Genomic DNA, 22,202 nt, shown 5'->3' on the forward strand with positions numbered 1-22,202 from the left:
CACCTGAGAGTAGAGAGAGTCGTGACCATTCCTCAGGACACCGCGCTCCCCGAGCGGGAGCGCCCGGAGGAGATCCAGGCCGTCGCGGTCCGGCACCCCGGACGCTGGGTGGCCGTGGCCGTGATCGCCGTGCTGGCCGCGATGCTGGCCCACCTGATGGTGACCAGCAGCATCCTGCACTGGGACGTGATCGGCCAGATCTTCACCTACCCCACCGTGCTCGCCGGCCTCGGCCGGACCATGGGCCTGACCGTGCTCGCCATGGTCATCGGCATCGTCGGCGGCATCCTGCTCGCCGTCATGCGGCTGTCGAAGAACCCGGTGCTGTCCGGGGTGGCGTGGATCTACATCTGGGTCTTCCGCGGCACGCCGGTCCTGGTCCAGCTCTTCTTCTGGAACTTCCTCGGCGCGCTGGTCCCGACCGTCGGCCTCGGCATCCCGTTCGGGCCGACCTTCGTGACCTGGAACTACAACGACCTGGTCGGCCTGTTCACTGCGGCGACGCTGGCCCTGGGGCTGAACGAGGCCGCCTACATGGCCGAGATCGTCCGGGCCGGCATCCTGTCGGTGGACGAGGGCCAGACCGAGGCGGCGCACTCGCTCGGCCTCACCCAGCCGCAGACCCTGAGGCGGATCGTGCTGCCGCAGGCCATGCGGGTGATCATTCCCCCGGCGGGCAACGAGACCATCTCGATGCTGAAGACCACCTCGCTGGTCTCCGCCATCGCCCTGGAGGACCTCACCCGGGCCGGCCAGGACATCGCCTCGCGGACCTTCTACGAGATCCCCGCGCTGGTCGCCGTCAGCCTCTGGTACCTGCTGCTGACCTCGATCCTCTCCGTCGGCCAGTACTACGTCGAGCGGTACTACGCGCGCGGCGCCAACCGCGCGCTGCCGGACACGCCCTGGCAGAAGGTCCGCAGGAACGTGTTCAGCGTCAAGCGCGCCGGAGGTGCCGCGTGAGTCTCGAACCCATGGTGCGCGCCGCGCAGGTGCACAAGAGCTACGGCCAGGTCGAGGTGCTCAAGGGCATCGACCTGGAGGTGCAGCAGGGACAGGTGTTCTGCCTGGTCGGCCCGTCCGGCTCGGGGAAGTCCACCTTCCTGCGCTGCATCAACCACCTGGAGAAGATCAACGCCGGACGGCTCTACGTCGACGGCGAGCTGGTCGGCTACCGGGAGAAGGGCGGCAAGCTCCACGAGCTGCCCGACCGCGAGGTCGCCCGCAAGCGCCGCGACATCGGCATGGTCTTCCAGCGGTTCAACCTGTTTCCGCACATGAGCGCGCTGGAGAACATCACTGAGGCCCCGGTCCGGGTCAAGGGCATGGCCAAGCCGGACGCGCGGGCCAAAGCCGAGGAGCTGCTGGCCCGGGTGGGGCTGGCCGACAAGGCCGGGAACTACCCGTCCCAGCTCTCCGGCGGCCAGCAGCAGCGCGTGGCGATCGCCCGCGCGCTGGCCATGGAGCCGAAGCTGATGCTCTTCGACGAGCCCACCTCTGCGCTTGACCCGGAGCTGGTCGGGGACGTCCTGGACGTCATGCGCCGACTGGCCGAGGACGGGATGACCATGATCGTGGTCACCCACGAGATGGGCTTCGCCCGGGAGGTCGGCGACGCGCTGGTCTTCATGGACGACGGCGTCGTGGTCGAGTCCGGCCACCCGCGCGAGGTGCTCACCAACCCGCAGCACGAGCGCACCCAGGCGTTCCTGTCCAAGGTGCTGTGAAAAAGCGGGGTTCTGTCAAAAACGCGGGGCCGGACAGCAGCTGCTGTCCGGCCCCGCGTCCGTCACGGGCTACTTGTCGCGCTGGACGCTGCCGTCCGGGTTGGTGCCCAGGAAGGAGAGCAGCACGACCAGGATGCCGCCGCAGACGATGGCCGAGTCGGCCAGGTTGAAGACGGCGAAGTGCTTGACCGAGATGAAGTCGACGACCTCACCGCGGAAGAGACCCGGCGAACGGAAGATCCGGTCGGTCAGGTTGCCGAAGGCCCCGCCCAGCAGCAGGCCGAGCGCGACGGCCCACGGCAGGCTGTAGAGCTTGCGGGCCAGCCGGATGATCACCACGATGACGGTGGCCGCGATCAGGGTGAAGACGACGGTCATCGCCTGGCCCATGCCGAAGGCCGCGCCGGCGTTACGGATCACGTCGAACTGCACCCAGTCGCCGATCAGCTGGATGGCGTTCTGGTGCTCCAGCTTGGCCACGACCAGCAGCTTGCTACCCAGGTCGAGCAGGTAGGCCAGCAGGGCGACGACGAGCAGGATGCCGATCCGGCGCTTCTTGGGCTTGGCGGGGACATCCGCACGTTCGTCCGTACGTTCGTCCGTGTGCTCATCCGTGCTTTCCGACGCCGACGCCTCGGACTCGACGGCTGCGGAAACGTCGGCCTCGGTGTTCTGGTGACCGTGGGTACTGATGATGCGCTCCGCGTGACCGTGATCCAGTGAGGCTTTCGCCGTCGAGGGTACGGCACTGAGCCGTCCCGACGCGGTAGAGGGCCGCGCCGGGTTTTCCGCTGTCGGCTCCGCCGCCGCTGCTACCGGCTCAGTACCGGCGTTCCTGCTTCTGCTTGCACTCCACGCAGAGCGTGGCGCGCGGGAACGCCTGGACCCGGGCCTTGCCGATCGCCTTGCCGCAGGACTCGCAGAGCCCGAACGAGGAGCTGGCGATGCGCAGCAGCGCCCGCTCGGTCTGCGCCAGCATGTCGCGGGCGTTGGCGGCCAGGGAGAGTTCGTGCTCGCGCGAGATGTTCTTGGTGCCCGCGTCCACCTGGTCGTCGCCCGCGCCGTCGCCGGAGTCGCGCATCAGGCCGCTGACGGCCTCCTCCGAGGTGGTGATCTCGGCGCGCAGCTCGGCGGCCTCGGCGTCGAGCTCCGTCTGCAGTTCGAGGACCTCCTCGGCGGTCCACGCGTCCTCACCGGGTCGGACCGGCAGGGAGGCCGGGTCCAGACGAGCGCCGGTGGCCTGGTGGGTCCGGGCGGCAGCCGTGGTCTTGTTGCGCGTCACGATGCTCTCCCCCGGGTCGCCCACGGACACTCCGGCGCAGCGACGCGCGCCTGCTCCGCTCCTTGCCTTGTCCGCCATTCCCTCGACCCCTTCGTGCATGACTGGCCGGCTGTCCTGACGCCGGAACGGTGTGGTGCCGGAACGATAATGCGTGACGAATCCCGTCACAACGGGACATACCGGAGTTTGCCCCACCACTCGTCCGGCTGCATCAGCGGAATTCCGTCAGGCGTCTCTGCCGCGCATCCCGCTGCGCTTCTCCTACGACGAGTGGACGAAGGAAGTTGTGCCCAGAACGTGACCCGCTAATCGCCAAGCGTGTTCGTTACCGGCGCGTCACTCGGTCGGGGGCGCGCGCCCCTCGGCGCGGAAAGCGCGCGAAATCCCGCCCCCGATCCCTATAGACTGGCGTGCAGCAAGGCGTGGATGGGGACGAGTACCGCCGCACGCAGCCACGAGAGACCCGGGGACGGTGGAAGCCCGGGGGTGTGCGCAGCGGGAAGATCACCCCGGAGCCGCCGGAGGAAAGGCGCGTAGCGCCGAGTAGAACCGGCCGCTGACCCCAATGAGGGGGCCGTGCGCAGTGGCGCGGCCAAGGAGGGTGGTACCGCGGGGCGCGCAGGCGTCTCGTCCCTCCGTCGGAGATCGACCGTTCCGCCGGAGGAAGCATGACCGCGCAGTACCGCGCCGTACCCGCCCAAGTCGACCTGCCCGCGCTCGAGCACCAGATCCTCTCCTTCTGGCAGGACAACAAGATCTTCCAGCGGAGCCTGGAACAGTCCGAGGGCCGCCCGGAGTGGGTCTTCTACGAGGGCCCGCCGACCGCCAACGGCATGCCCGGCGCGCACCACATCGAGGCCCGCGTCTTCAAGGACGTCTTCCCGCGCTTCCGGACCATGAAGGGCTACCACGTCGCCCGCAAGGCCGGCTGGGACTGCCACGGCCTGCCCGTCGAGCTGGCCGTCGAGAAGGAGCTCGGCTTCTCCGGCAAGCAGGACATCGAGGCCTACGGCATCGCCGAGTTCAACGCCAAGTGCCGCGAGTCGGTGACCCGGCACACCGACGCCTTCACCGAGCTGACCCAGCGCATGGGCTACTGGGTCGACCTGGACGACGCCTACCGCACCATGGACCCGGACTACATCCAGTCCGTGTGGTGGTCGCTGAAGCAGATCTTCGACAAGGGCCTGCTGGTCCAGGACTTCCGCGTCGCGCCCTGGTGCCCACGCTGCGGCACCGGCCTCTCCGACCACGAGCTGGCGCAGGGCTACGAGACGGTCGTCGACCCCTCGGTCTACGTCCGCTTCCCGCTGACCGGCGGCCCGTTGGCGGGCAAGGCCTCGCTGCTGGTGTGGACGACGACCCCGTGGACGCTGGTCTCCAACGTCGCCGTCGCCGCCCACCCGGAGGTCACCTACGTCGTCGCCACGGACGGCAACGAGCGCGTCGTCGTCGCCGAGCCGCTGGTCGAGAAGTCGCTGGGCGAAGGCTGGACCACCACCGGCGAGCGGTTCACCGGTGCCGAGATGGAGCGCTGGACCTACCGGCGTCCCTTCGAGCTGGTCCCGGTCGAGGGTGAGGCGCACTACGTCGTCAACGCCGAGTACGTCACCACCGAGGACGGCACGGGCCTGGTCCACCAGGCCCCGGCGTTCGGTGCCGACGACCTCGCGACCTGCCGCAACTACGGCCTGCCGATGGTCAATCCGGTCCGCTCCGACGGCGCCTTCGAGGAGGACGTGCCGCTGGTCGGCGGCGTCTTCTTCAAGAAGGCCGACGAGGCGCTGACCAAGGACCTCCAGGACCGCGGCCTGCTCTTCCGCCACGTGCCCTACGAGCACAGCTACCCGCACTGCTGGCGCTGCCACACCGCGCTGCTCTACTACGCGCAGCCGTCCTGGTACGTGCGCACCACGGCCGTCAAGGACGCCATGCTGCGCGAGAACGAGCGCACCAACTGGCACCCGGAGACGGTGAAGTACGGCCGCTTCGGCGACTGGCTGAACAACAACATCGACTGGGCGCTGAGCCGCAACCGCTACTGGGGCACCCCGCTGCCGATCTGGCGCTGCGAGGACGACCACCTCACCTGCGTCGGCTCGCTGGCCGAGCTCTCCGAGCTCACCGGCACCGACCAGAGCACCCTCGACCCGCACCGTCCGTTCATCGACGACGTCACCTTCGCCTGCCCGGCCGAGGGCTGCGGCAAGCAGGCCGTGCGCGTGCCCGAGGTCATCGACGCCTGGTACGACTCGGGCTCGATGCCGTTCGCGCAGTGGGGCTACCCGCTGAAGAACCAGGAGCTGTTCGAGAAGCGCTACCCGGCGCAGTTCATCTCCGAGGCCATCGACCAGACGCGTGGCTGGTTCTACACGCTGATGGCCATCGGCACCCTGGTCTTCGACCGCTCCTCGTACGAGAACGTCGTCTGCCTCGGCCACATCCTGGCCGAGGACGGCCGCAAGATGTCCAAGCACCTGGGCAACATCCTCGACCCGATCGAGCTGATGGACACCAACGGCGCGGACGCGGTGCGCTGGTTCATGGCCGCCGGCGGCTCCCCCTGGTCCGCGCGGCGCGTCGGCCACGGCACCATCCAGGAGGTCGTCCGCAAGACGCTGCTGACCTACTGGAACACCGTCGCCTTCCAGGCCCTCTACGCCCGCACCGCGGGTTGGGCGCCGTCCGCGAACGACCCGGCGCCGGCCGACCGCCCGATGCTCGACCAGTGGGTGCTGAGCGAACTCAACGCCCTGGTCCGGGACGTGGACGCGGCGCTGGAGGCGTACGACACCCAGCGGGCGGGCAAGTTGCTCTCCGCCTTCGTCGACGACCTCAGCAACTGGTACGTCCGCCGCGGCCGTCGCCGCTTCTGGCAGGGCGAGCCGGCCGCGCTGGCCACCCTGCACGAGGCGCTGACGACGGTCACCCGGCTGATGGCCCCGCTGACCCCGTTCATCACCGAGCGCGTCTGGCAGGACCTGGTCGTCCCGGTCGTCCCCGACGCCCCGGAGTCCGTCCACCTGTCGACCTGGCCGGTGGCGGACGAGTCGCTGATCGACCCGGCGCTGTCGCGGCAGATGACGCTGGTCCGGCGGTTGGTGGAGCTCGGCCGCGCGACGCGCGGCGACTCCGGCGTCAAGACCCGCCAGCCGCTGTCGCGCGCGCTGGTCTCCGCCCAGGGCTACGAGGAGCTGCCGGAGGAGCTGCTCGCGCAGATCGCCGAGGAGCTCAACGTCACCGCGCTGGAGTCGCTGGCCGAGGTCGGCGGCTCGCTGGTCGACACCACGGCGAAGGCCAACTTCCGTGCGCTGGGCAAGCGTTTCGGCAAGGGCGTGCAGGACGTGGCGAAGGCCGTCGCCGCGGCGGACGCCGCGGCGCTGAGCGCGGGGCTGCGCTCCACCGGTACCGCGTCGGTCGTCGTCGGCGAGGAGACCGTCGAGCTCACGCCGGACGAGGTGATCATCACCGAGACCCCGCGCGAGGGCTGGGCCGTCGCCAACGAGTCCGGCGCGACCGTCGCGCTCGACCTGCACATCACGCCGGAACTGCGGCTCGCGGGCGTCGCCCGCGACGCCATCCGCCAGGTCCAGGAGGCCCGCAAGAACAGCGGCCTGGAGGTCTCGGACCGGATCGTCCTGCGCTACGTCGCCTCGACCGAGGAGTCGTCCGAGGCGCTGACCGCGCACGGCGCGCTGCTGGCGGACGAGGTCCTCGCCGCCGACTTCGCCCCGGGCGAGCCGGACTGGTCGGACGCCCAGCCCTTCACGGACGAGGCGCTCGGCCTCACGTTCTGGCTGCGGAAGGCCTGACGGCCATGACGGACATTCAGGTTCTGCGCGCGGCCGACCGCGTGGCCAGTCCCTGGAAGAACGGCGGCGGCGTGACCCGCGAGGTCGCGTCGTCGCCGTCCGGGGACTCCGCCGCCGGCGCGTTCGACTGGCGCGTGTCTCTGGCCGATGTGGCGGACGGCGGGCCGTTCTCCACCTTCGAGGGCATCGACCGTGTGATCACGGTCGTCCAGGGCGAGGGCATGGCCCTCACCGTGGACGGGGTCGAGACCGTCGTCTCGGAACGGTTCCAGCCGTTCCACTTCAGCGGCGACGCGAAGACGGACTGCCGCCTGCTGGGCGGACCGCTGGTCGACTTCAACGTCATGACGCGTCGGGGTGCGGTCTCTGCGACGGTCACGTTCGTGACGGAGCCGACCGCCCTGTCGGGCACGACTTTGGTGGTCGTCTTCGAGGGAGCCGCAAAGATCGAGGGCATCGAACTTGGTTCGCTCGACGCGGCCTTCATCACCGACAGCGCGCTTGTCCTTGAGGTAGACGGTCTGGCAAGCGTGGTCACCATTTCCTGAAGGGGCGCGGGGAACTGCGCGACAAGCCACCGACATGCGGATGGTCCTCAATGTGCAGGGCCATCCGCACAGGGTGGTTCCCCGCGCCCCTAAATCAGCAAGGCCCCCGTACCGATTTCCCGGTACAGGGGCCTTTCGCTTGTCGGCGAGACTCTAGTTCTCGTCGTCCTGGTCGATCAGGAACCCGCGCATCGGCTGGGGCGCCTGCTGCAGCGGGGGCTGCGGGCGGACCGCGGCCATCGGCTGCGTCATCGCCGCCGGGGGCGCCGGCTGCGAGGCCGACGCGCCGGCCGGCTGGAACGCGTTGCCGCCGAAGGACGGGCCGTTGTTCTGGCCGCCACCGAAGGACTGGTTGCCGCCGAACGTCTGGTTCCCGCCGAAGGACGGACCGCCGGCGCTCATCGGCGAGGCGCCGACCGGGCTCATCGCAGGCTGGGACAGGGGAGCAGCCGGCGGGAGCGAGGCCGTGGCCGGAGTGCGCGGCGGCGCCAGGCTGTCGTCCGCCTGGGACTCCAGCTGACGGAGCTGCGTCTCCAGGTAGGACTTCAGACGGGTGCGGTACTCACGCTCGAACGCACGCAGGTCCTCGACCTTGCGCTCCAGCGTGGCGCGCGCGGACTCCAGGGAGCCCATGGCGACGCGGTGCTTCTCCTGCGCGTCCCGCTCCAGGGCGTCGGCCTTGGAACGGGCGTCGCGCTCCAGACCCTCGGCGCGGCTGCGGGCCTCGCCGACGATCTTGTTGGCCTCGGAACGGGCCTCGGCGATCGCCTGGTCGGCGGTCTGCTGGGCCAGGGCGAGGACGCGCGCAGCGGAGTCGTTGTTCTGCTGCTGCGGCATCATCTGCTGCGGCTGCTGGGGCTGCTGCATCGGGGACAGGCCACCACCGAGGGTGTGGCCGCCCATCGGGCCGCCCATGGGGCCGCCCATCTGCGGAGCCGGCTGCAGCTGCGGCTGGCCGGGGAGCTGCGGGGCGCCCTGGAGCTGCGGCGCACCGGGGAGCGCCGGCTGACCGCCCGGGAGCTGCGGCTGGCCGGGGTGGCCCATGCCCTGCTGCTGCATGTGCTGCGGCATGCCCTGGCCGGGAACCGGCGGGCCGGATATGGCGGCGGGGACGGGCGGGCCGGGGCGCTGCTGCTGCTGAGGATGCGGGGCATCCTGCGACGGCAGCTCCTTGCGCTGGTTCTGGGCCTGGGCGGCGGCGCGGGTCGCGGCGGCCAACTTGGCGCGCAGGTCCTCGTTCTCGCGAAGGAGACGCGTCAGCTCGCCCTCGACCTCGTCGAGGAAGGCGTCGACCTCGTCCTCGTCATAGCCTTCGCGGAGGCGGACGGTCGTGAACTGCTTGTTCCGAACGTCCTCGGGGGTCAATGCCATTTCTTCACCTCAACGTGATCGTCGGACAGCCGGGCATCTGCGTCGGTCACAGCGCCCCCACGACCTGGATCAAAATCAACACAATGATGACCAGCAGCATGAAGGCCAGGTCGAGAGCCATGCCCCCGATCCGTACCGGATGGATCCACCGCCGCAAGAGCTTGAGCGGCGGATCCGTGACGGTGTAGATGCTTTCGAGCAGGACGACCATGGCGCGTCCCGGCCGCCAGTCGCGGGCGAAGAACTGGACCCAGTCCATCACCATCCGCGCCAGGAGCAGGACGAAGAAACACATCAAAACGATGTACAGCACCTGCCATACAACGCTCACCGTGTCTCCCCTCGCCCGTCACGTCTGTCAGCTCTGGTTGAAGAACCCGCCCTCGGCGATCCGTGCCTTGTCCTCCGCCGTTACATCGACGTTAGCAGGAGACAGCAGGAACACCTTCTGCGTCACGCGCTCGATGCTGCCGTGAAGCCCGAAGACGAGTCCAGCCGCGAAGTCTACGAGGCGCTTGGCGTCCGTGTCGTCCATCTCCGTGAGATTCATGATCACGGGGGTGCTGTCACGGAAGTGTTCCCCGATGGTACGGGCCTCGTTGTAGGTTCGCGGGTGCAGTGTGGTGATGCGGTAAGGCTCCCGCTCGGAGGCGTTCTTGGACGTGATCACCGGGGCGCTCTTCTCCGCGATTCGACGTTCGGGTGTGATGGACGCCACTGGCGCGATCCGAGGTTCGGGAGCCCGCATCGGGGCGACGACGGCCGAGGCCGCCACCGGCGCGGCGGCGGGAGCCGGGACGGGACGGGGCACCTCCTCGGTGCGTCCGGTACGCAGCGGCTCGGGCTCGGGACCGTAGTCGTCGTCGTCAGGGTCATAACCCTGAGCGTCGTAACCATCGTCCTCCACGAGACCGAGGTAGACCGCCATCTTGCGCATCGCGCCGGCCATACTCCTGTCCTCCGCTCTGTGGTGGATCGGCCCGGGGCGGTTCTACGATCCACGGTCTGCCCCCGTCGTGCAGGGGAGATTCCTGATTGTCCGGATTTGTTCTTCCGGTCTGATCTTCTAACCGGTGACGTTACCGGAGCGTCGTCCTCGCACCCAGCACCGCCGTCCCGACGCGCACGTGTGTCGCACCGGCAGCAATGGCCTCTTCCAAGTCTCCTGACATCCCGGCAGAGACCATCGTGGCAGTCGGATGGGCCTCCCGTACGCGGGATGCGATTTCCGCGAGACGCCCGAACGCGGCGCGTGCGTCGCCCGCGAACGGGCCGACCAGCGGGGCCACCGCCATCACACCGTCAAGTCGCAAGCCAGGAGCGGCTGCTACGGATTCGGCCAGCGCGTCGACCTCGCTCGGCGCGACCCCGCCACGGTGGGCACCCTCGGGAGTTTCCGATTCCAGACCCACCTGGATCAGACAACCCAGTTCAGAACGTCCGGATTTGACCACTTCCGCCGACAACGCCTGGACAAGACGGAGCCGATCCACGGAATGCACCCGGTCGGCGTAGCGCAGAACGGAACGGACTTTGTTGGTCTGCAATTGGCCGACGAAATGCCATTCAAGGGGCAGATCGCGACATTCCTCGGCTTTCGGCGCGGCGTCCTGATCGCGGTTCTCGGCCACGTCGGTCACGCCGAGTTCGGCGAGCAGCCGGGTGTCGGAGGCAGGGTAGGTCTTGGTGACGACGACAAGTTTCACGCCGTCTCGGGAACGCCCGGCGGCGGTGCAGGCGTTGTCGATACGAGCCTGCACCGCGGCCAGGTTTGACCGCAGTTCAGCAAGTCGGTCCCCAGATGTCAGATTTGTCACTGCGCCTCTCCCTCCAACCAGATGTAGCTCGCAAGCCGTCCGGTACGGGACGCCCGGCGGTAGGAGAAGTGGTCCTCGGATTCGAGGGTGCAGAGGTGCGGCACCTCACGCACCGTCACTTCCTGCCGAGCGAGCTGAGCGCGGACCCCCGCCGGGATGTCCAGCGCCGGAGTCCCCCAACTCGTCTCCGCGTACGCCTCCGGCGTTCCCGCGGCGACCTCCGCGCGCAGCGCGTCCGGGACCTCGTAGCAGCGTCCGCAGATGCTCGGCCCGACGACGGCCTCGATCCGCTCCGCGCCGAGGTCGCGCATCAGCGCGACGACGGTGTCGGCGACGCCTTTGGCCAGCCCCGGCCGCCCCACGTGGGCGGCGCCGAGGACACCGGCCTCGGTGTCGGCGAGCAGGATCGGCGTGCAGTCCGCGGTGAGCACCGCGAGTGCGAGGCCGGGTCGGGCGGTGGCGACGGCGTCCACGGACGGCGCTTCGCCGTCGGGCTGGCGGCCGGTAGCGATGAAGCCTTCGGCGCCGTGGACCTGGTTCATCCAGACCACGTCCGCGGGGTCGATGCCCAGCGCGTGGGCGGCGAGCCGCCGGTTCTCCCTCACGGCGGCGGGGTCGTCCCCGACGGCGCCACCGAGATTCAGCTCCGCGTAGGGCTCGGGGCTCACCCCGCCCCACCGGTCGGAGAACCCGACCCGCACACCATGTCCCAGGTCAATCCGCTGGCCGATCATGCGATCACCTTATGACACACGGGAGCGAAAACAGGGGCGCGGGGAACCGCGCGAGAACCACTGTGTGCGGATGGCCCTGCTTGTTGAGGACCGTCTGCCGTGGGTGGCTTGTCGCGCAGTTCCCCGCGCCCCTAGATGTGCAACTGACTACTTCAGGAAGTCCGGCACGTCCAGCTCCTCCGCCGTCGTGTCGACGTACGGCGGGCGGGGCGGGGCCTGCTGCGGGACCGGGGGGATGGTCGGCTCCGGGGTCGGCCGCGGGGTGTCCTCGGCGCGGGGCACGCTGCCAAGCGTGTGCATGCTGCGGCCGGTGGCCGTCGAGCCCGCGGCGGTGGAGCCGGAGACCCGCGGGAACTCCGGGGTCGAGGACGAGGACGCCGGCGTCGGCCGCTCCCCGGCGGACCCGCTGCGCACGACCGGCTCGCGGACGATCGGGGTCGGCTGGCCACCGTCGAAGCCGGCGGCGATGACCGTGACGCGGACCTCGTCACCGAGGGCGTCGTCGATGACCGCGCCGAAGATGATGTTCGCCTCGGGGTGCGCCGCCTCGCTGACCAGCTGGGCGGACTCGTTGATCTCGAACAGGCCGAGGTCCGAGCCACCGGAGATGGAGAGCAGCACGCCGCGCGCACCGTCGATGGACGCCTCAAGCAGCGGCGAGGAGATCGCCATCACGGCTGCCGCCTTCGCGCGGTCCTCGCCGCGCGCCGAGCCGATGCCCATCAGCGCCGAACCCGCGCCGCTCATCACCGACTTGACGTCGGCGAAGTCGAGGTTGATCAGGCCCGGCGTGGTGATCAGGTCGGTGATTCCCTGGACACCGGAGAGCAGCACCTGGTCGGCCGAGCGGAACGCGTCCAGCACGCTCACCTGGCGGTCCGAGATGGACAGCAGGCGGTCGTTCGGGATCACGATCAGCGTGTCGACCTCTTCGCGCAGCTGCGCGATGCCGTCCTCCGCCTGGTTGGCGCGACGGCGGCCCTCGAAGGTGAACGGGCGCGTCACCACACCGATGGTCAGTGCGCCGAGCGAACGGGCGATGTTGGCCACGACCGGCGCGCCACCGGTGCCGGTGCCGCCGCCCTCACCCGCCGTCACGAAGACCATGTCGGCCCCCTTGAGGACCTCCTCGATCTCCTCGCGGTGGTCCTCGGCGGCCTTGCGGCCGACCTCGGGGTTGGCTCCGGCGCCGAGGCCGCGGGTGAGCTCGCGGCCCACGTCCAGCTTCACGTCGGCGTCGCTCATCAGCAGGGCCTGGGCATCGGTGTTGATCGCGATGAACTCGACGCCCTTGAGCCCGACCTCGATCATCCGGTTGATGGCGTTCACGCCACCGCCGCCGATGCCGACGACCTTGATGACTGCGAGGTAGTTCTGGGGTGCTGCCACGTCGAAGGCCTCTCGCCTCGGATGTCCTGTACCGAAGGGGCGGTGCTCCCGACGCTCCCGACCCGAACCCTAAACATGAGGTTTAGAGTTAATGCTATGTCACTGCTGCATTATCCAGTGTCACTAGGACACTAGGTCTCCGAGCATGCCGGTTCAATGGACACGCCGAGCAACAACTTTTTTCTTGTGAGCCTATGTGATCAAAGGTCCGAGCGCGTACTCGGGGGTCACCAAGCGTCAGGGAGATCCCGACAGTCCGTCAAGACCCACTGTTTCAGGACCTCAGGAACGCAGCGCCGGTTCCGTCGGTGCGCTCACGTCGTATCCCTTGGACGCCTGCTTCATCAGAGCATTGAGCACGACCGCCTTGCGCGCGCTCTGCTCCGGACTTCCCCAGTAGACGGTCGCCCCGGAACTGAGGGTCAGTTCGATGTCGTCATAGGAGTGGACGACGACCTGCTGCGTCTGCCGCGCGATCGGCGCAGGCAGCGACTTGGCGACCTCCACCGCGCCGGACACGAGGACCGCCTGCGGGAAGTCTGCCAGCGCGCCCCTGCCCGCGGCGCTGAGCGCGAGTTGGACCACCGGCACGCCCGGCAGCGGCTTCGCCGTGGTGGCGAACTGCACGCCGTCGGCGTCCTCCAGCACGTAACCCCCGTTCGCGGTCCGCACCGAGGCGACCGGCACGCGCTCGGTCACCACGATGCGGACCGTGTGCGGCCAGGAGGTCGAGACGTCCGCGTGGTCCACGCGCGGCAGCGCCTTCTCGATGCGCGACTCGATCGCGCCGGTGTCCACCTGCTCCAGCGGGCCGCCCAGCGGGACCTGGGCGGCCTGGAGGACCTGACTGTCCGTCACCACCTGGGTGCCGCTGACGCCGACCGTGCGCACGTCGAAGACCGAGGAGAACCAGACCAGCCACACCACGCCGCCGAGCAGCGCGGCGACCAGCAGGCAGATCACCGCGATGCCGCGTCGCGACAACCGCAGCTTCGGGAGCGGCGGTCGTTCGTCGCCGAACGCGCCCTTCCGCTCCTCCTCGGCCTCCAACGCGCTCTCAGCCACGACGGCGGGCGCTCCCCCGGTGTGCGTCGACGGCCTCGTACACCATCTGCGCCAGCAGCTGGTCCGCGTCGCGGCGGCCGAACTCGGCGGCGGACTGGCTCATCTGCCACAGCCGCTGCGGGTCGGTGAGCACCGGCAGGAGCTGCTGGAGGATCCAGTCCGGGGTCAGCTCGGCGTCGTCGACCAGCAGGCCGCCGCCCGCGCGGACCACCGGCTGGGCGTTGAGCCGCTGCTCGCCGTTGCCGATCGGCAGCGGCACGAACGCGCCCGGCAGGCCGACGGCGGCCAGCTCGGCGACGGTCATCGCACCGGCCCGGCAGAGCATCAGGTCGGCGGCGGCGTAGGCGAGATCCATCCGGTCCAGGTACGGCAGCACCCGGTAGGGCGGCATGCCCGGCTGCTCGACCGTCGGCGGCAGCTCGTTCTTCGGGCCCACCGCGTGCAGGATCTGCACGCCGTACTGCTGGAGCCGGGGCGCGACGGTCTGGATCGTCTCGTTGAGCCGGCGCGCGCCCTGCGAGCCGCCGGAGACCAGCAGCGTCGGCAGGTTCTGCTCCAGGCCGAAGTACTGCCTCGCCTGCGGACGGGCAAGGCCGCGGTCCAGCGTGGCGATGGTCTGCCGCAGCGGGATGCCGATGTAGCGGGCCTTCTGGAACTTGCTGTCCGGCGTGGCCACGGCGACGTAGTCGGTGTACCGGGAGCCGATCTTGTTGGCCACGCCGGGACGGGCGTTGGCCTCGTGGATCACGATCGGCACGCCGCTGCGCTTGGCCGCGAAGTACGCGGACATGGCGACGTAGCCGCCGAAGCCGACGACCACGTCGGCCTTGGTCCGCTCCAGCACGTCCTGAACGGCCTTGACGGTGTTGCGGAGCCGGCCCGGCAGGGTGATCAGGTCACCGGAGGGCTTGCGCGGCAACGCCACCTTGGGGATCAGCGCGAGCTCGTAGCCGCGCTCGGGGACCAGCCTGGTCTCCAGGCCCTGCGAGGTGCCGAGTGCGGTGATGCCGACCGTCGGGTCGTTACGCCGCAGCGCGTCAGCCAACGCGAGTGCGGGCTCGATATGCCCGGCGGTGCCACCGCCGGCGAGTACGACATGCACCGAAATTCACCGCTCCTTGTGGGGTCGCCGGAGGAACCGACGCCGCGCCTGCTTGTTTCCCTTGCGCTTGCTCCGTGCGGCCAGCGCCGCCTTCGCAGCCGGCTCGCTGCGTGCGAAGCAGAGCAGCATGCCGACCGCGAACATGGTCGGCAGCAACGCGGAACCGCCATAGGAGAACATCGGGAGCGGGACGCCCGCGATGGGCAGAAGTCCCAGCACCGCACCAATGTTGATCATGGCCTGGGCCATGATCCAGGTGGTGGCGCCTCCCGCTGCGTACCTGATGAACGGGTCCCTCGTGCGTACGGCCACGCGGATACCCGCATACCCTAGTGCCGCGAAGAGAACGAGGACGGACACGGTCCCCGCCAGCCCCAGTTCTTCACCGGTCACCGCGAAGATGAAGTCGGTGTGCGGCTCCGGAAGTTGACCCCATTTTTCCACGCTGGCCCCGAGTCCGGTCCCGAACAGTCCGCCGGACGCCAGCGCCCACACACCGTGGACGGCCTGGAAGCAGGAGTCGGCCGGGCCGATCTGGGTCGCGCCGATGCAGGAGAGCCGGCTGAGCCGGTGCGGCACGGTGATGATGAGGGCCGCGCTGGCCAGCAGCGCGAGCAGCGAGGTGGCGCTGAACAGGCGCGTCGGCGCACCGGCCATCCACAGCAGGCCGAAGAGCAGCGCGCAGATGATCATCGCCGTGCCCATGTCGCCGCCCGCGAGGACGAGCGCGAGCAGGAGCAGGCCGACCGGGACGAGCGGGATCAGCAGGTGCTTCCACTCGTTGAGAGTTTTCATCTGCTGTTTACGGGTGAGCAGGTCCGCGGCCCAGAGCACGAGCGCGAGTTTGGCGAACTCGGACGGCTGGATCTGGAGGAAGCCGCCCAGCCGGATCCAGTTCCGGTTGCCGTTCACGGAGACGCCGATTCCCGGCACCATCACGGCGAGAAGCAGCACGATGACGCCGAGCATGAGCGGATAGGCCAACGCCCGGATCGTCTTGGGCCGAAGACGTACGGCGAGGTACATCAGGCCTGCGCCTATGACGATGGAGATGAGCTGCTTCTTGAAGTAGTAGTCGAAGGGCAGCCCGTCCAGCCGCGCCTGGATCTGAGAGGCGGAGAACACCATCGTCAGACCGAGGACCAGAATCAGCGCGGAGGACCCGAGGATCAGGTAATACGGCGTCAACGGCCTTGCCAGCCCACGCTGGAAGCGTTGCCACACCCGCTGGAGATTGCCGAACCGGCTGTAGGACCGGAAGGTGGCGACGGACGCCTCCACCGGCCCTTCCGTCACACCGGTCCGTGGCACTGCGGTGGTCCTCTCCCCTGTCAATCAAGCGTCAGCGAAGAGACCCTACCGGGTCGGAGCAGGACAGACATGTAAGGCACATGGGTGAGTTGCATTCACCCGAGGGGCGCGGGGCTCTGCTGATCTGCGGCTCCTCCCCCTGCCTTCGGCGGGGGGACCCCCAGCGTGGGCGCGACGGTCACGGAAGCTCGCGCAGGTAGTTGCTACGCCCAGGGGCGCGGGGAACTGCGCGACAAGCCACTGACATGCGGATGGTCCTCAACGTGCAGGGCCGTCCGCACAGGGTGGTTTCTCGCGCCCACGCGGCGGAGCCGCACATCAGCAGAGCCCCGCGCCCCTGAGGTGAGTGCAACTCCCCCACCTGCCTTGGCTAAAGCTGAAGCGCGTGCACCGCAGCGGCGAAGAAATCTCCCCGCTCGCCGTAGTTGGTGAACATGTCCATCGACGCGCACGCAGGCGCCAGCAGCACCGTGTCGCCGCTCTCCGCGAACCCCGCCGCCGCGCTCACGACCGCGTCCATCGCCTCCGCGCCGACGACCCCGTCGGGCAGTTCGAAGACCGGAACGTGCGGAGCGTGCTTCGTCAGGGCCGCGCGGATCACCGCGCGGTCCGCGCCCATCAGCACGGCTGCCCGCAGCCGGGGCGCGGCGACCGCCACGAGGTCGTCCATCTCGGCGCCCTTGGCCAGGCCGCCGGCGACCCAGACCACCGACTCGTACGCCGCCAAAGAAGCCGCAGCAGCATGCGGGTTCGTCGCCTTGGAGTCGTCGACGTACGCGACGCCGTCGACCTCCGCGACGAAGGCGATCCGGTGCGCGTCCGGGCGAAAGGCCCGCAAGCCGTCGCGTACGGCGCGCGGTTCGACCCCGTACGCCCGCGCCAGCGCCGCCGCCGCGAGCGCGTCGGCGATGTTGTGCGGGGCGCTCGGCTGGACGTCCTCGACGGACGCCAGCTCGGCGGCCGCATGCCGACGGTCGGGGATGAAGGCGCGGTCGACCAACAGGCCGTCCACCACGCCCAGCTGCGCCAGGCCCGGCGCGCCGAGGGTGAAGCCGACCGCGCGGCAGCCCTCCTCGACCTCCGCCTCGCGGACCAGGTGCTCCGTCGCCGGGTCGGCGACGTTGTAGACGCAGGCGACGACGTTGCCCTCGTAGATCCGGCCCTTGTCGGCCGCGTAGGCCTCCATCGAGCCGTGCCAGTCGAGGTGGTCGGGCGCGATGTTGAGGACGACCGCCGAGTACGGGTGGACGCTGGGCGCCCAGTGCAGCTGGTAGCTGGAGAGCTCGACGGCCAGCACGTCGTACGGGTCCTCGGCGAGCACCGCGTCCAGCACGGAGACGCCGACGTTGCCGACGGCGGCCGTGCGCTTGCCCGCCGCCGTCAGGATCGAGGCGAGCATGCGCACGGTGGTGGTCTTGCCGTTGGTGCCGGTGATGGCGAGCCAGGGCGCGGGCTCGCCCGTGGCCGGGTGCGGACGACGGAGTCGCCAGGCGAGTTCGACGTCGCCCCAGACCGGGATGTCCAGCTTCTCCGCCGCCTGGAAGAGCGGCGAGTGCGGCGGCCAGCCGGGGGCGGTGACGATCAGCTCGGTCTCGTCCGGGAGCGAGTCGCCGTCGCCGAGCCGGACGGTGACGCCCAGCTCGCGCAGCTCCTCGGCCTGGGCCTGCTGACGTGGACCGTCGCCGCCGTCGACGACGGTGACCACCGCACCCAGCCCGTGCAGGACCTTGGCCGCCGGTACGCCGGAGACACCCAGCCCGGCGACGGTGACCCTCAGCTTCTCCCAGTTCATCCGCCCCACCACTCTCGGACCTCCCAAGGTCAGGAGGTGACCCAGCCAGCGTAGAAGAGGCCGAGGCCCACTGCGACGCACAGACCCTGGATGATCCAGAAACGGACCACGATCAGGACTTCCGACCAGCCCTTCAGTTCGAAGTGGTGCTGTAGTGGCGCCATTTTGAACACACGCCTGCCGGTCATCCGGAACGAACTGACCTGGATGATCACGGAGAGGGTGATCAGCACGAAGAGGCCGCCGAGGATCGCCAGCAGCATCTCGGTGTGGGAGCAGATCGCCAGACCGGCCAGCGCGCCGCCGAGGGCCAGCGAACCGGTGTCGCCCATGAAGATCTTGGCGGGCGAGGTGTTCCACCACAGGAAGCCGAAGCAGGCGCCCATCAGCGCGGCGGCGACCACCGCCAGGTCGAGCGGGTCACGGACCTGGTAGCAGTTGGGACCGGCGGTCGCCGCGGAGCCGCAGGTCTGGCCGTACTCCCAGATGCCGATGAAGACGTAGGCGCCGAAGACCATCACCGAGGCGCCGGTCGCCAGACCGTCCAGACCGTCGGTCAGGTTCACGCCGTTGGACATGGCCAGGATCATGAACAGCGCCCAGACGGCGAACAGCACCGGGCCGAGCGACCAGCCGAAGTCGGTCACGAAGGAGAGCTTGGTGGACGCCGGAGTGGTGCCCGCCGGGTCCGGGAAGCGCAGCGCGGCGACCGCGAAGACGATGCCGACGATCAGCTGACCGGCCATCTTGGCCTTGGCCCGGAGACCGAGCGAGCGCTGCTTGACGATCTTGATGTAGTCGTCGAGGAAGCCGACCAGGCCCATGCCCGCGAACAGGAAGAGCACCAGCACACCGGAGACGGTGAACTGGGTCCCCATGATCAGGTGCGTCAGCACGTACGCCATCAGCGTCGCCAGGATGAAGGCGATACCACCCATGGTGGGTGTACCGCGCTTGCTGTGGTGCGCCTGCGGGCCGTCGTCGCGGATCATCTGGCCGTAGCCGTGGCGGGCCAGGATCCGGATCAGGATCGGCGTGCCGACCAGCGAGAAGAACAGACCGAACGCGGCTGCGAAGAGGATCGCCTTCATCAACGACCAGCCTCCCCCGCGCCGGCGGCCGACGCGTCCTGCGTCAGCAGGGCTGCGGCGACCCTCTCCAGACCGACCGAACGAGACGCCTTCACCAGGACCACGTCCCCCGGCCGGACCTGTTCACGCAGCAGCTCGATCGCGCTATCCGCGTCGGGCACCAGCACCGATTCCTCACCCCACGAACCTTCGTTCCTCGCGCCCAGCTCCATGCAGGCCGCCTCCCGGCCGCCCACCGCCACCAGCTGGGCGATGTTCAGCCGGACCGCGAGCCGGCCCACGGCATCGTGCTCGGTGAGGGAGTCCTCGCCGAGTTCCCGCATCTCCCCCAGGACCGCCCAGGTGCGGCGGGCCTCGGGGCCTCTCCCGCCGATCGCGGCGAGCGCGCGCAGGGCGGCCCGCATCGAGTCGGGGTTGGCGTTGTAGGCGTCGTTGATCACGGTGACGCCGTCCTGACGCTCCGTCAGCTCCATCCGCCACTTGGACAGGCTTCCGGCCCCGCTCAGCGCGGCGGCGATCTGCTCGACGTCCATGCCGCACTCGGTCGCGACCGCGGCGGCGGCGAGGGCGTTGCTCACGTGGTGCTCACCGTAGAGCTTCAGGGCCACCTGTGCGGAACCGGTGGGTGTGCTCAAGGTGAACGAGGCCCGCTGCAGCTCGTCGAAACGGACATCACCGGCGCGCACGGTCGCGTCCGCGGCCTCGCCATACAGGACGACGCGCGCCGCGGTGCGCGGGGCCATGCCCCGGACCATCGGGTCGTCGCCGTTCAGCACCGCGACGCCCTCAGCAGGGAGGGATTCGACCAGCTCGCCCTTGGCCTCGGCGATCCCCTCGCGGCTGCCGAACTCGCCCAGGTGCGCCGTGCCGACGTTGATCACCAGGCCGACCTTGGGGCGGCAGATGCCGCAGAGCTCGGCGATGTGGCCCTTGCCACGCGCGCCCATCTCCAGGACCAGGAACTCGGTGTCCTGCTCCGCCTTCAGCACGGTCAGCGGGAAGCCGATCTCGTTGTTGAAGGAGCCCTCGGTGTAGACCGTGCGGCCCTTGGCGCCGAGCACCTGGGCGATCAGGTCCTTGGTGCTGGTCTTGCCGGTCGATCCGGTGAGCGCGACGACGGTGGTGTCCGTCAGTCGCAGCGAGACGGCGTGGGCCAGCTTGGCCAGGGCGTCCAGCACGTCGTCGACGACGACGGCCGGGACGCCGACCGGGCGGGTGGCCAGCACGGCGGCCGCGCCCTGCTCGGCCACGGCGCGCTCGGCGAAGTCGTGTCCGTCGACGCGCTCGCCGGCCACCGCCACGAACAGCGCGCCGGGCAGGATCTGGCGCGAGTCGTGGACGACGGGGCCGGTCACCCGCGTCTGCGGGTCTGGCGTGTCGACGAGCTTCCCTCCGGTGGCCTCGGCCACCTCCGCGAGGGTCAGGGGGATCACGTTGGCTCTACTCCTCGATGTCCCTGGTGCCGGGCAGGACGCCCGCGGGGGTGTGAACGGTGCCGGCGCCTGCGCCGGCCTCGGTGATCGCGTCACGCAGCACGATCCGGTCGTCGAACGGCCGGACCTCCCCCTTCGCGTACTGCCCGACCTCGTGGCCCTTGCCGGCCACCAGGATCGAGTCGCCCGCGTGCGCCCGTGCGACGGCGGCGGCGATGGCCTGGGCCCGGTCCGGCTCGACCAGGACCGCGCCGCGCTCCGCCTCGGGCACCTCGACCGCACCGGCCAGCATCGCGTGCAGGATCGCCAGCGGGTCCTCGGTACGAGGATTGTCGCTGGTCAGCACGGCGGTGTCGGCGTAGCGGGCGGCGATGGCGCCCATCGGCCCGCGCTTGAACGGGTCACGGTCGCCGCCGCAGCCGACGACGACCAGGACCTGGCCCTTGGTGACCTCGCGCAGCGAGCGCAGCGCGCCCTCCAAGGCGTCCGGCTTGTGCGCGTAGTCGACCACGGCCAGGTACGGCTGGCCGGCGTCGACCTGCTCCATCCGGCCCGGCACACCCGGCACCGAGGCGACCCCGGCGACGGCCGCAGCGAGCGGCAGCCCGGCGGTCACGGCGGCGGCGATGGCGGCCAGCGCGTTGGCGACGTTGAACGGGCCCGGCAGCGGCGAGGAGGCGTCGGCGGACTGTCCGTCCGGGCCGACGACGCGGAAGTGCGAGCCCGCGTGGCCCAGCTGGACCTGCTCGGCGCGCCAGTCGGCGCTCGGCTCGCCCTCGGCGGAGTAGGTCACCACCGGCACCTCGGCCTCGGCGGCCAGGCGACGGCCCCAGCGGTCGTCGATGTTGACGACGCCCACCCGGGAACGACGCGCGGTGAACAGCTGCGCCTTGGCCCGGTAGTAGTCGTCCATGTCCGGGTGGAAGTCGAGGTGCTCCGGCGTGAGGTTGTTGAAGACCGCGACGTCGTAGACGACGCCGTCGACCCGGCCGAAGACCAGGGCGTGGCTGGAGACCTCCATGGCAACCGAGTCCGCACCGGCCTCGCGCATCATCGCGAACACCGCGTGCAGGTCGGTGGCCTCGGGGGTGGTCCGCTCACTCTTGATCCGCTGGTCGCCCACGCGCATCTCGACGGTGCCCAGCAGACCGGGCGTGCGGCCCGCGCCGCGCAGCGCGCCCTCGATCAGGTAGGCGGTGGTGGTCTTGCCGCTGGTGCCGGTGACGCCGATGCTGAGCAGCTGCTCGGCGGCGTTGCCGTAGATCGCGGCGGCCAGCTCGCCGACCCGGGCGCGCGGCTGCGGCACGACCAGCAGCGTGACGCCGCAGTCGGCGGCGCGCTCGGCCCCGTCCTCGTCGGTGAGCACCGCGACCGCGCCCGCGGCGGCAGCCTGGGCGGCGAAGTCGGCGCCGTGCGCGTTGGCGCCCGGAAGAGCGGCGTAGATGTCGCCCGGACGGACCGCACGGGAGTCGTGGGTGATGCCGGTCACCGCGACGGCGGCGGCGCCGTCGGCGAGTGCCCGGTCCGTGTCGTCCAGCCCGAGCAGCGCCCCTACCTGGGCAAGCGTGAGCCCGGTGGTGTTGCGGGGGCGAAGTGGGGACTGATCACGAGTTGGCACGGCGGTGAGGTTACCCGTACCTGTGCTCTCGGGGCCAAGTCGGGAGCTTGTCCGCATGTCCATGCCGCTGTCCGTGCCGTTCATGAGGGTATCGCCATCCTTTGTGTCGC

19 protein-coding genes are annotated in these 22,202 nt (G+C 70.0%); 4 read left to right on the forward strand and 15 right to left on the reverse strand.

The window, feature by feature from the left end; all coding sequences use genetic code 11:
* The first annotated feature begins 21 nt into the window (after window positions 1-21).
* Both I2501_RS23400 and I2501_RS23405 read left to right on the forward strand, forming a co-directional pair.
* Window positions 22-963, forward strand: a complete 942-nt coding sequence (locus tag I2501_RS23400; RefSeq protein ID WP_328806559.1) for an amino acid ABC transporter permease — start codon at window positions 22-24, stop codon at window positions 961-963.
* Window positions 964-974: 11 nt separating this feature from the next.
* Window positions 975-1,727 (forward strand): amino acid ABC transporter ATP-binding protein, encoded by a 753-nt coding sequence (locus I2501_RS23405; RefSeq protein ID WP_196196322.1) that lies wholly within the window; start codon window positions 975-977, stop codon window positions 1,725-1,727.
* 69 nt (window positions 1,728-1,796) lie between these two features.
* Here the strand turns inward: I2501_RS23405 and lspA are convergent, their stop codons facing one another.
* Together lspA and I2501_RS23415 are read right to left on the reverse strand one after the other, a co-directional pair.
* On the reverse strand, window positions 1,797-2,447 hold the full coding sequence (gene lspA / locus I2501_RS23410) for a signal peptidase II (protein WP_215909929.1): 651 nt from the start codon (window positions 2,445-2,447) through the stop codon (window positions 1,797-1,799).
* Window positions 2,448-2,547: 100 nt separating this feature from the next.
* Window positions 2,548-3,009 carry a TraR/DksA family transcriptional regulator gene (locus tag I2501_RS23415; RefSeq protein WP_408022771.1) on the reverse strand — a complete coding sequence of 154 codons (462 nt, stop codon included), beginning with the start codon at window positions 3,007-3,009 and terminating at the stop codon, window positions 2,548-2,550.
* A gap of 668 nt (window positions 3,010-3,677) precedes the next feature.
* On the opposite strand from I2501_RS23415, the gene ileS reads away from it, so the two are divergent.
* Window positions 3,678-6,821 carry an isoleucine--tRNA ligase gene (gene ileS, locus I2501_RS23420; protein WP_196196140.1) on the forward strand — a complete coding sequence of 1,048 codons (3,144 nt, stop codon included), beginning with the start codon at window positions 3,678-3,680 and terminating at the stop codon, window positions 6,819-6,821.
* Window positions 6,822-6,826: 5 nt separating this feature from the next.
* A complete protein-coding gene (locus tag I2501_RS23425; protein ID WP_196196141.1) occupies window positions 6,827-7,369 on the forward strand; it encodes a HutD/Ves family protein in 543 nt (180 codons plus the stop codon).
* 153 nt (window positions 7,370-7,522) lie between these two features.
* Here the strand turns inward: I2501_RS23425 and I2501_RS23430 are convergent, their stop codons facing one another.
* From I2501_RS23430 to I2501_RS23490, 13 genes are all read right to left on the reverse strand, one after another.
* Window positions 7,523-8,740, reverse strand: a complete 1,218-nt coding sequence (locus tag I2501_RS23430; RefSeq protein ID WP_196196142.1) for a DivIVA domain-containing protein — start codon at window positions 8,738-8,740, stop codon at window positions 7,523-7,525.
* 46 nt (window positions 8,741-8,786) lie between these two features.
* Window positions 8,787-9,071 (reverse strand): YggT family protein, encoded by a 285-nt coding sequence (locus tag I2501_RS23435; RefSeq protein ID WP_196196143.1) that lies wholly within the window; start codon window positions 9,069-9,071, stop codon window positions 8,787-8,789.
* A gap of 27 nt (window positions 9,072-9,098) precedes the next feature.
* A complete protein-coding gene (locus tag I2501_RS23440; RefSeq protein WP_196196144.1) occupies window positions 9,099-9,689 on the reverse strand; it encodes a cell division protein SepF in 591 nt (196 codons plus the stop codon).
* Window positions 9,690-9,819: 130 nt separating this feature from the next.
* Window positions 9,820-10,557, reverse strand: a complete 738-nt coding sequence (locus tag I2501_RS23445) for a YggS family pyridoxal phosphate-dependent enzyme (protein WP_196196145.1) — start codon at window positions 10,555-10,557, stop codon at window positions 9,820-9,822.
* Window positions 10,554-11,291, reverse strand: a complete 738-nt coding sequence (locus I2501_RS23450; protein ID WP_196196146.1) for a polyphenol oxidase family protein — start codon at window positions 11,289-11,291, stop codon at window positions 10,554-10,556. The genes I2501_RS23445 and I2501_RS23450 overlap by 4 nt, the downstream gene beginning before the upstream one ends.
* Window positions 11,292-11,438: 147 nt before the next feature.
* Window positions 11,439-12,680: a cell division protein FtsZ gene (gene ftsZ / locus I2501_RS23455; protein ID WP_196196147.1), complete on the reverse strand. Its 1,242-nt coding sequence runs from the start codon at window positions 12,678-12,680 to the stop codon at window positions 11,439-11,441.
* 282 nt (window positions 12,681-12,962) lie between these two features.
* The gene (locus I2501_RS23460; RefSeq protein WP_328806560.1) at window positions 12,963-13,745 is read right to left on the reverse strand and encodes a cell division protein FtsQ/DivIB; all 783 of its coding nucleotides are present in this window, start codon (window positions 13,743-13,745) and stop codon (window positions 12,963-12,965) included.
* The gene (gene murG / locus I2501_RS23465; protein ID WP_196196148.1) at window positions 13,738-14,847 is read right to left on the reverse strand and encodes an undecaprenyldiphospho-muramoylpentapeptide beta-N-acetylglucosaminyltransferase; all 1,110 of its coding nucleotides are present in this window, start codon (window positions 14,845-14,847) and stop codon (window positions 13,738-13,740) included. The genes I2501_RS23460 and murG overlap by 8 nt, the downstream gene beginning before the upstream one ends.
* Window positions 14,848-14,853: 6 nt before the next feature.
* Window positions 14,854-16,128, reverse strand: coding sequence for a putative lipid II flippase FtsW (gene ftsW, locus I2501_RS23470; RefSeq protein ID WP_328806587.1), 1,275 nt, complete (start codon window positions 16,126-16,128; stop codon window positions 14,854-14,856).
* A gap of 400 nt (window positions 16,129-16,528) precedes the next feature.
* Window positions 16,529-17,950: a UDP-N-acetylmuramoyl-L-alanine--D-glutamate ligase gene (gene murD, locus I2501_RS23475; protein ID WP_196196150.1), complete on the reverse strand. Its 1,422-nt coding sequence runs from the start codon at window positions 17,948-17,950 to the stop codon at window positions 16,529-16,531.
* Window positions 17,951-17,979: 29 nt separating this feature from the next.
* A complete protein-coding gene (gene mraY / locus I2501_RS23480; RefSeq protein WP_196196151.1) occupies window positions 17,980-19,041 on the reverse strand; it encodes a phospho-N-acetylmuramoyl-pentapeptide-transferase in 1,062 nt (353 codons plus the stop codon).
* Window positions 19,041-20,474 carry a UDP-N-acetylmuramoyl-tripeptide--D-alanyl-D-alanine ligase gene (locus I2501_RS23485; protein WP_196196152.1) on the reverse strand — a complete coding sequence of 478 codons (1,434 nt, stop codon included), beginning with the start codon at window positions 20,472-20,474 and terminating at the stop codon, window positions 19,041-19,043. The genes mraY and I2501_RS23485 overlap by 1 nt, the downstream gene beginning before the upstream one ends.
* 7 nt (window positions 20,475-20,481) lie before the next feature.
* Window positions 20,482-22,149: a UDP-N-acetylmuramoyl-L-alanyl-D-glutamate--2,6-diaminopimelate ligase gene (locus I2501_RS23490; protein ID WP_408022775.1), complete on the reverse strand. Its 1,668-nt coding sequence runs from the start codon at window positions 22,147-22,149 to the stop codon at window positions 20,482-20,484.
* Between the last annotated feature and the right edge of the window lie 53 nt (window positions 22,150-22,202).

The sequence above is a fragment of the Streptacidiphilus fuscans genome, from assembly GCF_015690355.1.
Taxonomy (GTDB): domain Bacteria; phylum Actinomycetota; class Actinomycetes; order Streptomycetales; family Streptomycetaceae; genus Streptacidiphilus; species Streptacidiphilus fuscans.

Bases quoted from the DNA above. Each gene is read 5' to 3' on its own strand.
- I2501_RS23405 (WP_196196322.1), top strand. From the start codon at position 975: ATGGTGCGCGCCGCGCAGGTGCACAAGAGCTACGGCCAGGTCGAGGTG.
- ileS (WP_196196140.1), top strand. From the start codon at position 3,678: ATGACCGCGCAGTACCGCGCCGTACCCGCCCAAGTCGACCTGCCCGCG.
- I2501_RS23425 (WP_196196141.1), top strand. From the start codon at position 6,827: ATGACGGACATTCAGGTTCTGCGCGCGGCCGACCGCGTGGCCAGTCCC.
- I2501_RS23430 (WP_196196142.1), bottom strand. From the start codon at position 8,740: ATGGCATTGACCCCCGAGGACGTTCGGAACAAGCAGTTCACGACCGTC.
- I2501_RS23440 (WP_196196144.1), bottom strand. From the start codon at position 9,689: ATGGCCGGCGCGATGCGCAAGATGGCGGTCTACCTCGGTCTCGTGGAG.
- I2501_RS23450 (WP_196196146.1), bottom strand. From the start codon at position 11,291: ATGATCGGCCAGCGGATTGACCTGGGACATGGTGTGCGGGTCGGGTTC.
- murD (WP_196196150.1), bottom strand. From the start codon at position 17,950: ATGAACTGGGAGAAGCTGAGGGTCACCGTCGCCGGGCTGGGTGTCTCC.
- mraY (WP_196196151.1), bottom strand. From the start codon at position 19,041: ATGAAGGCGATCCTCTTCGCAGCCGCGTTCGGTCTGTTCTTCTCGCTG.
- I2501_RS23490 (WP_408022775.1), bottom strand. From the start codon at position 22,149: ATGCGGACAAGCTCCCGACTTGGCCCCGAGAGCACAGGTACGGGTAAC.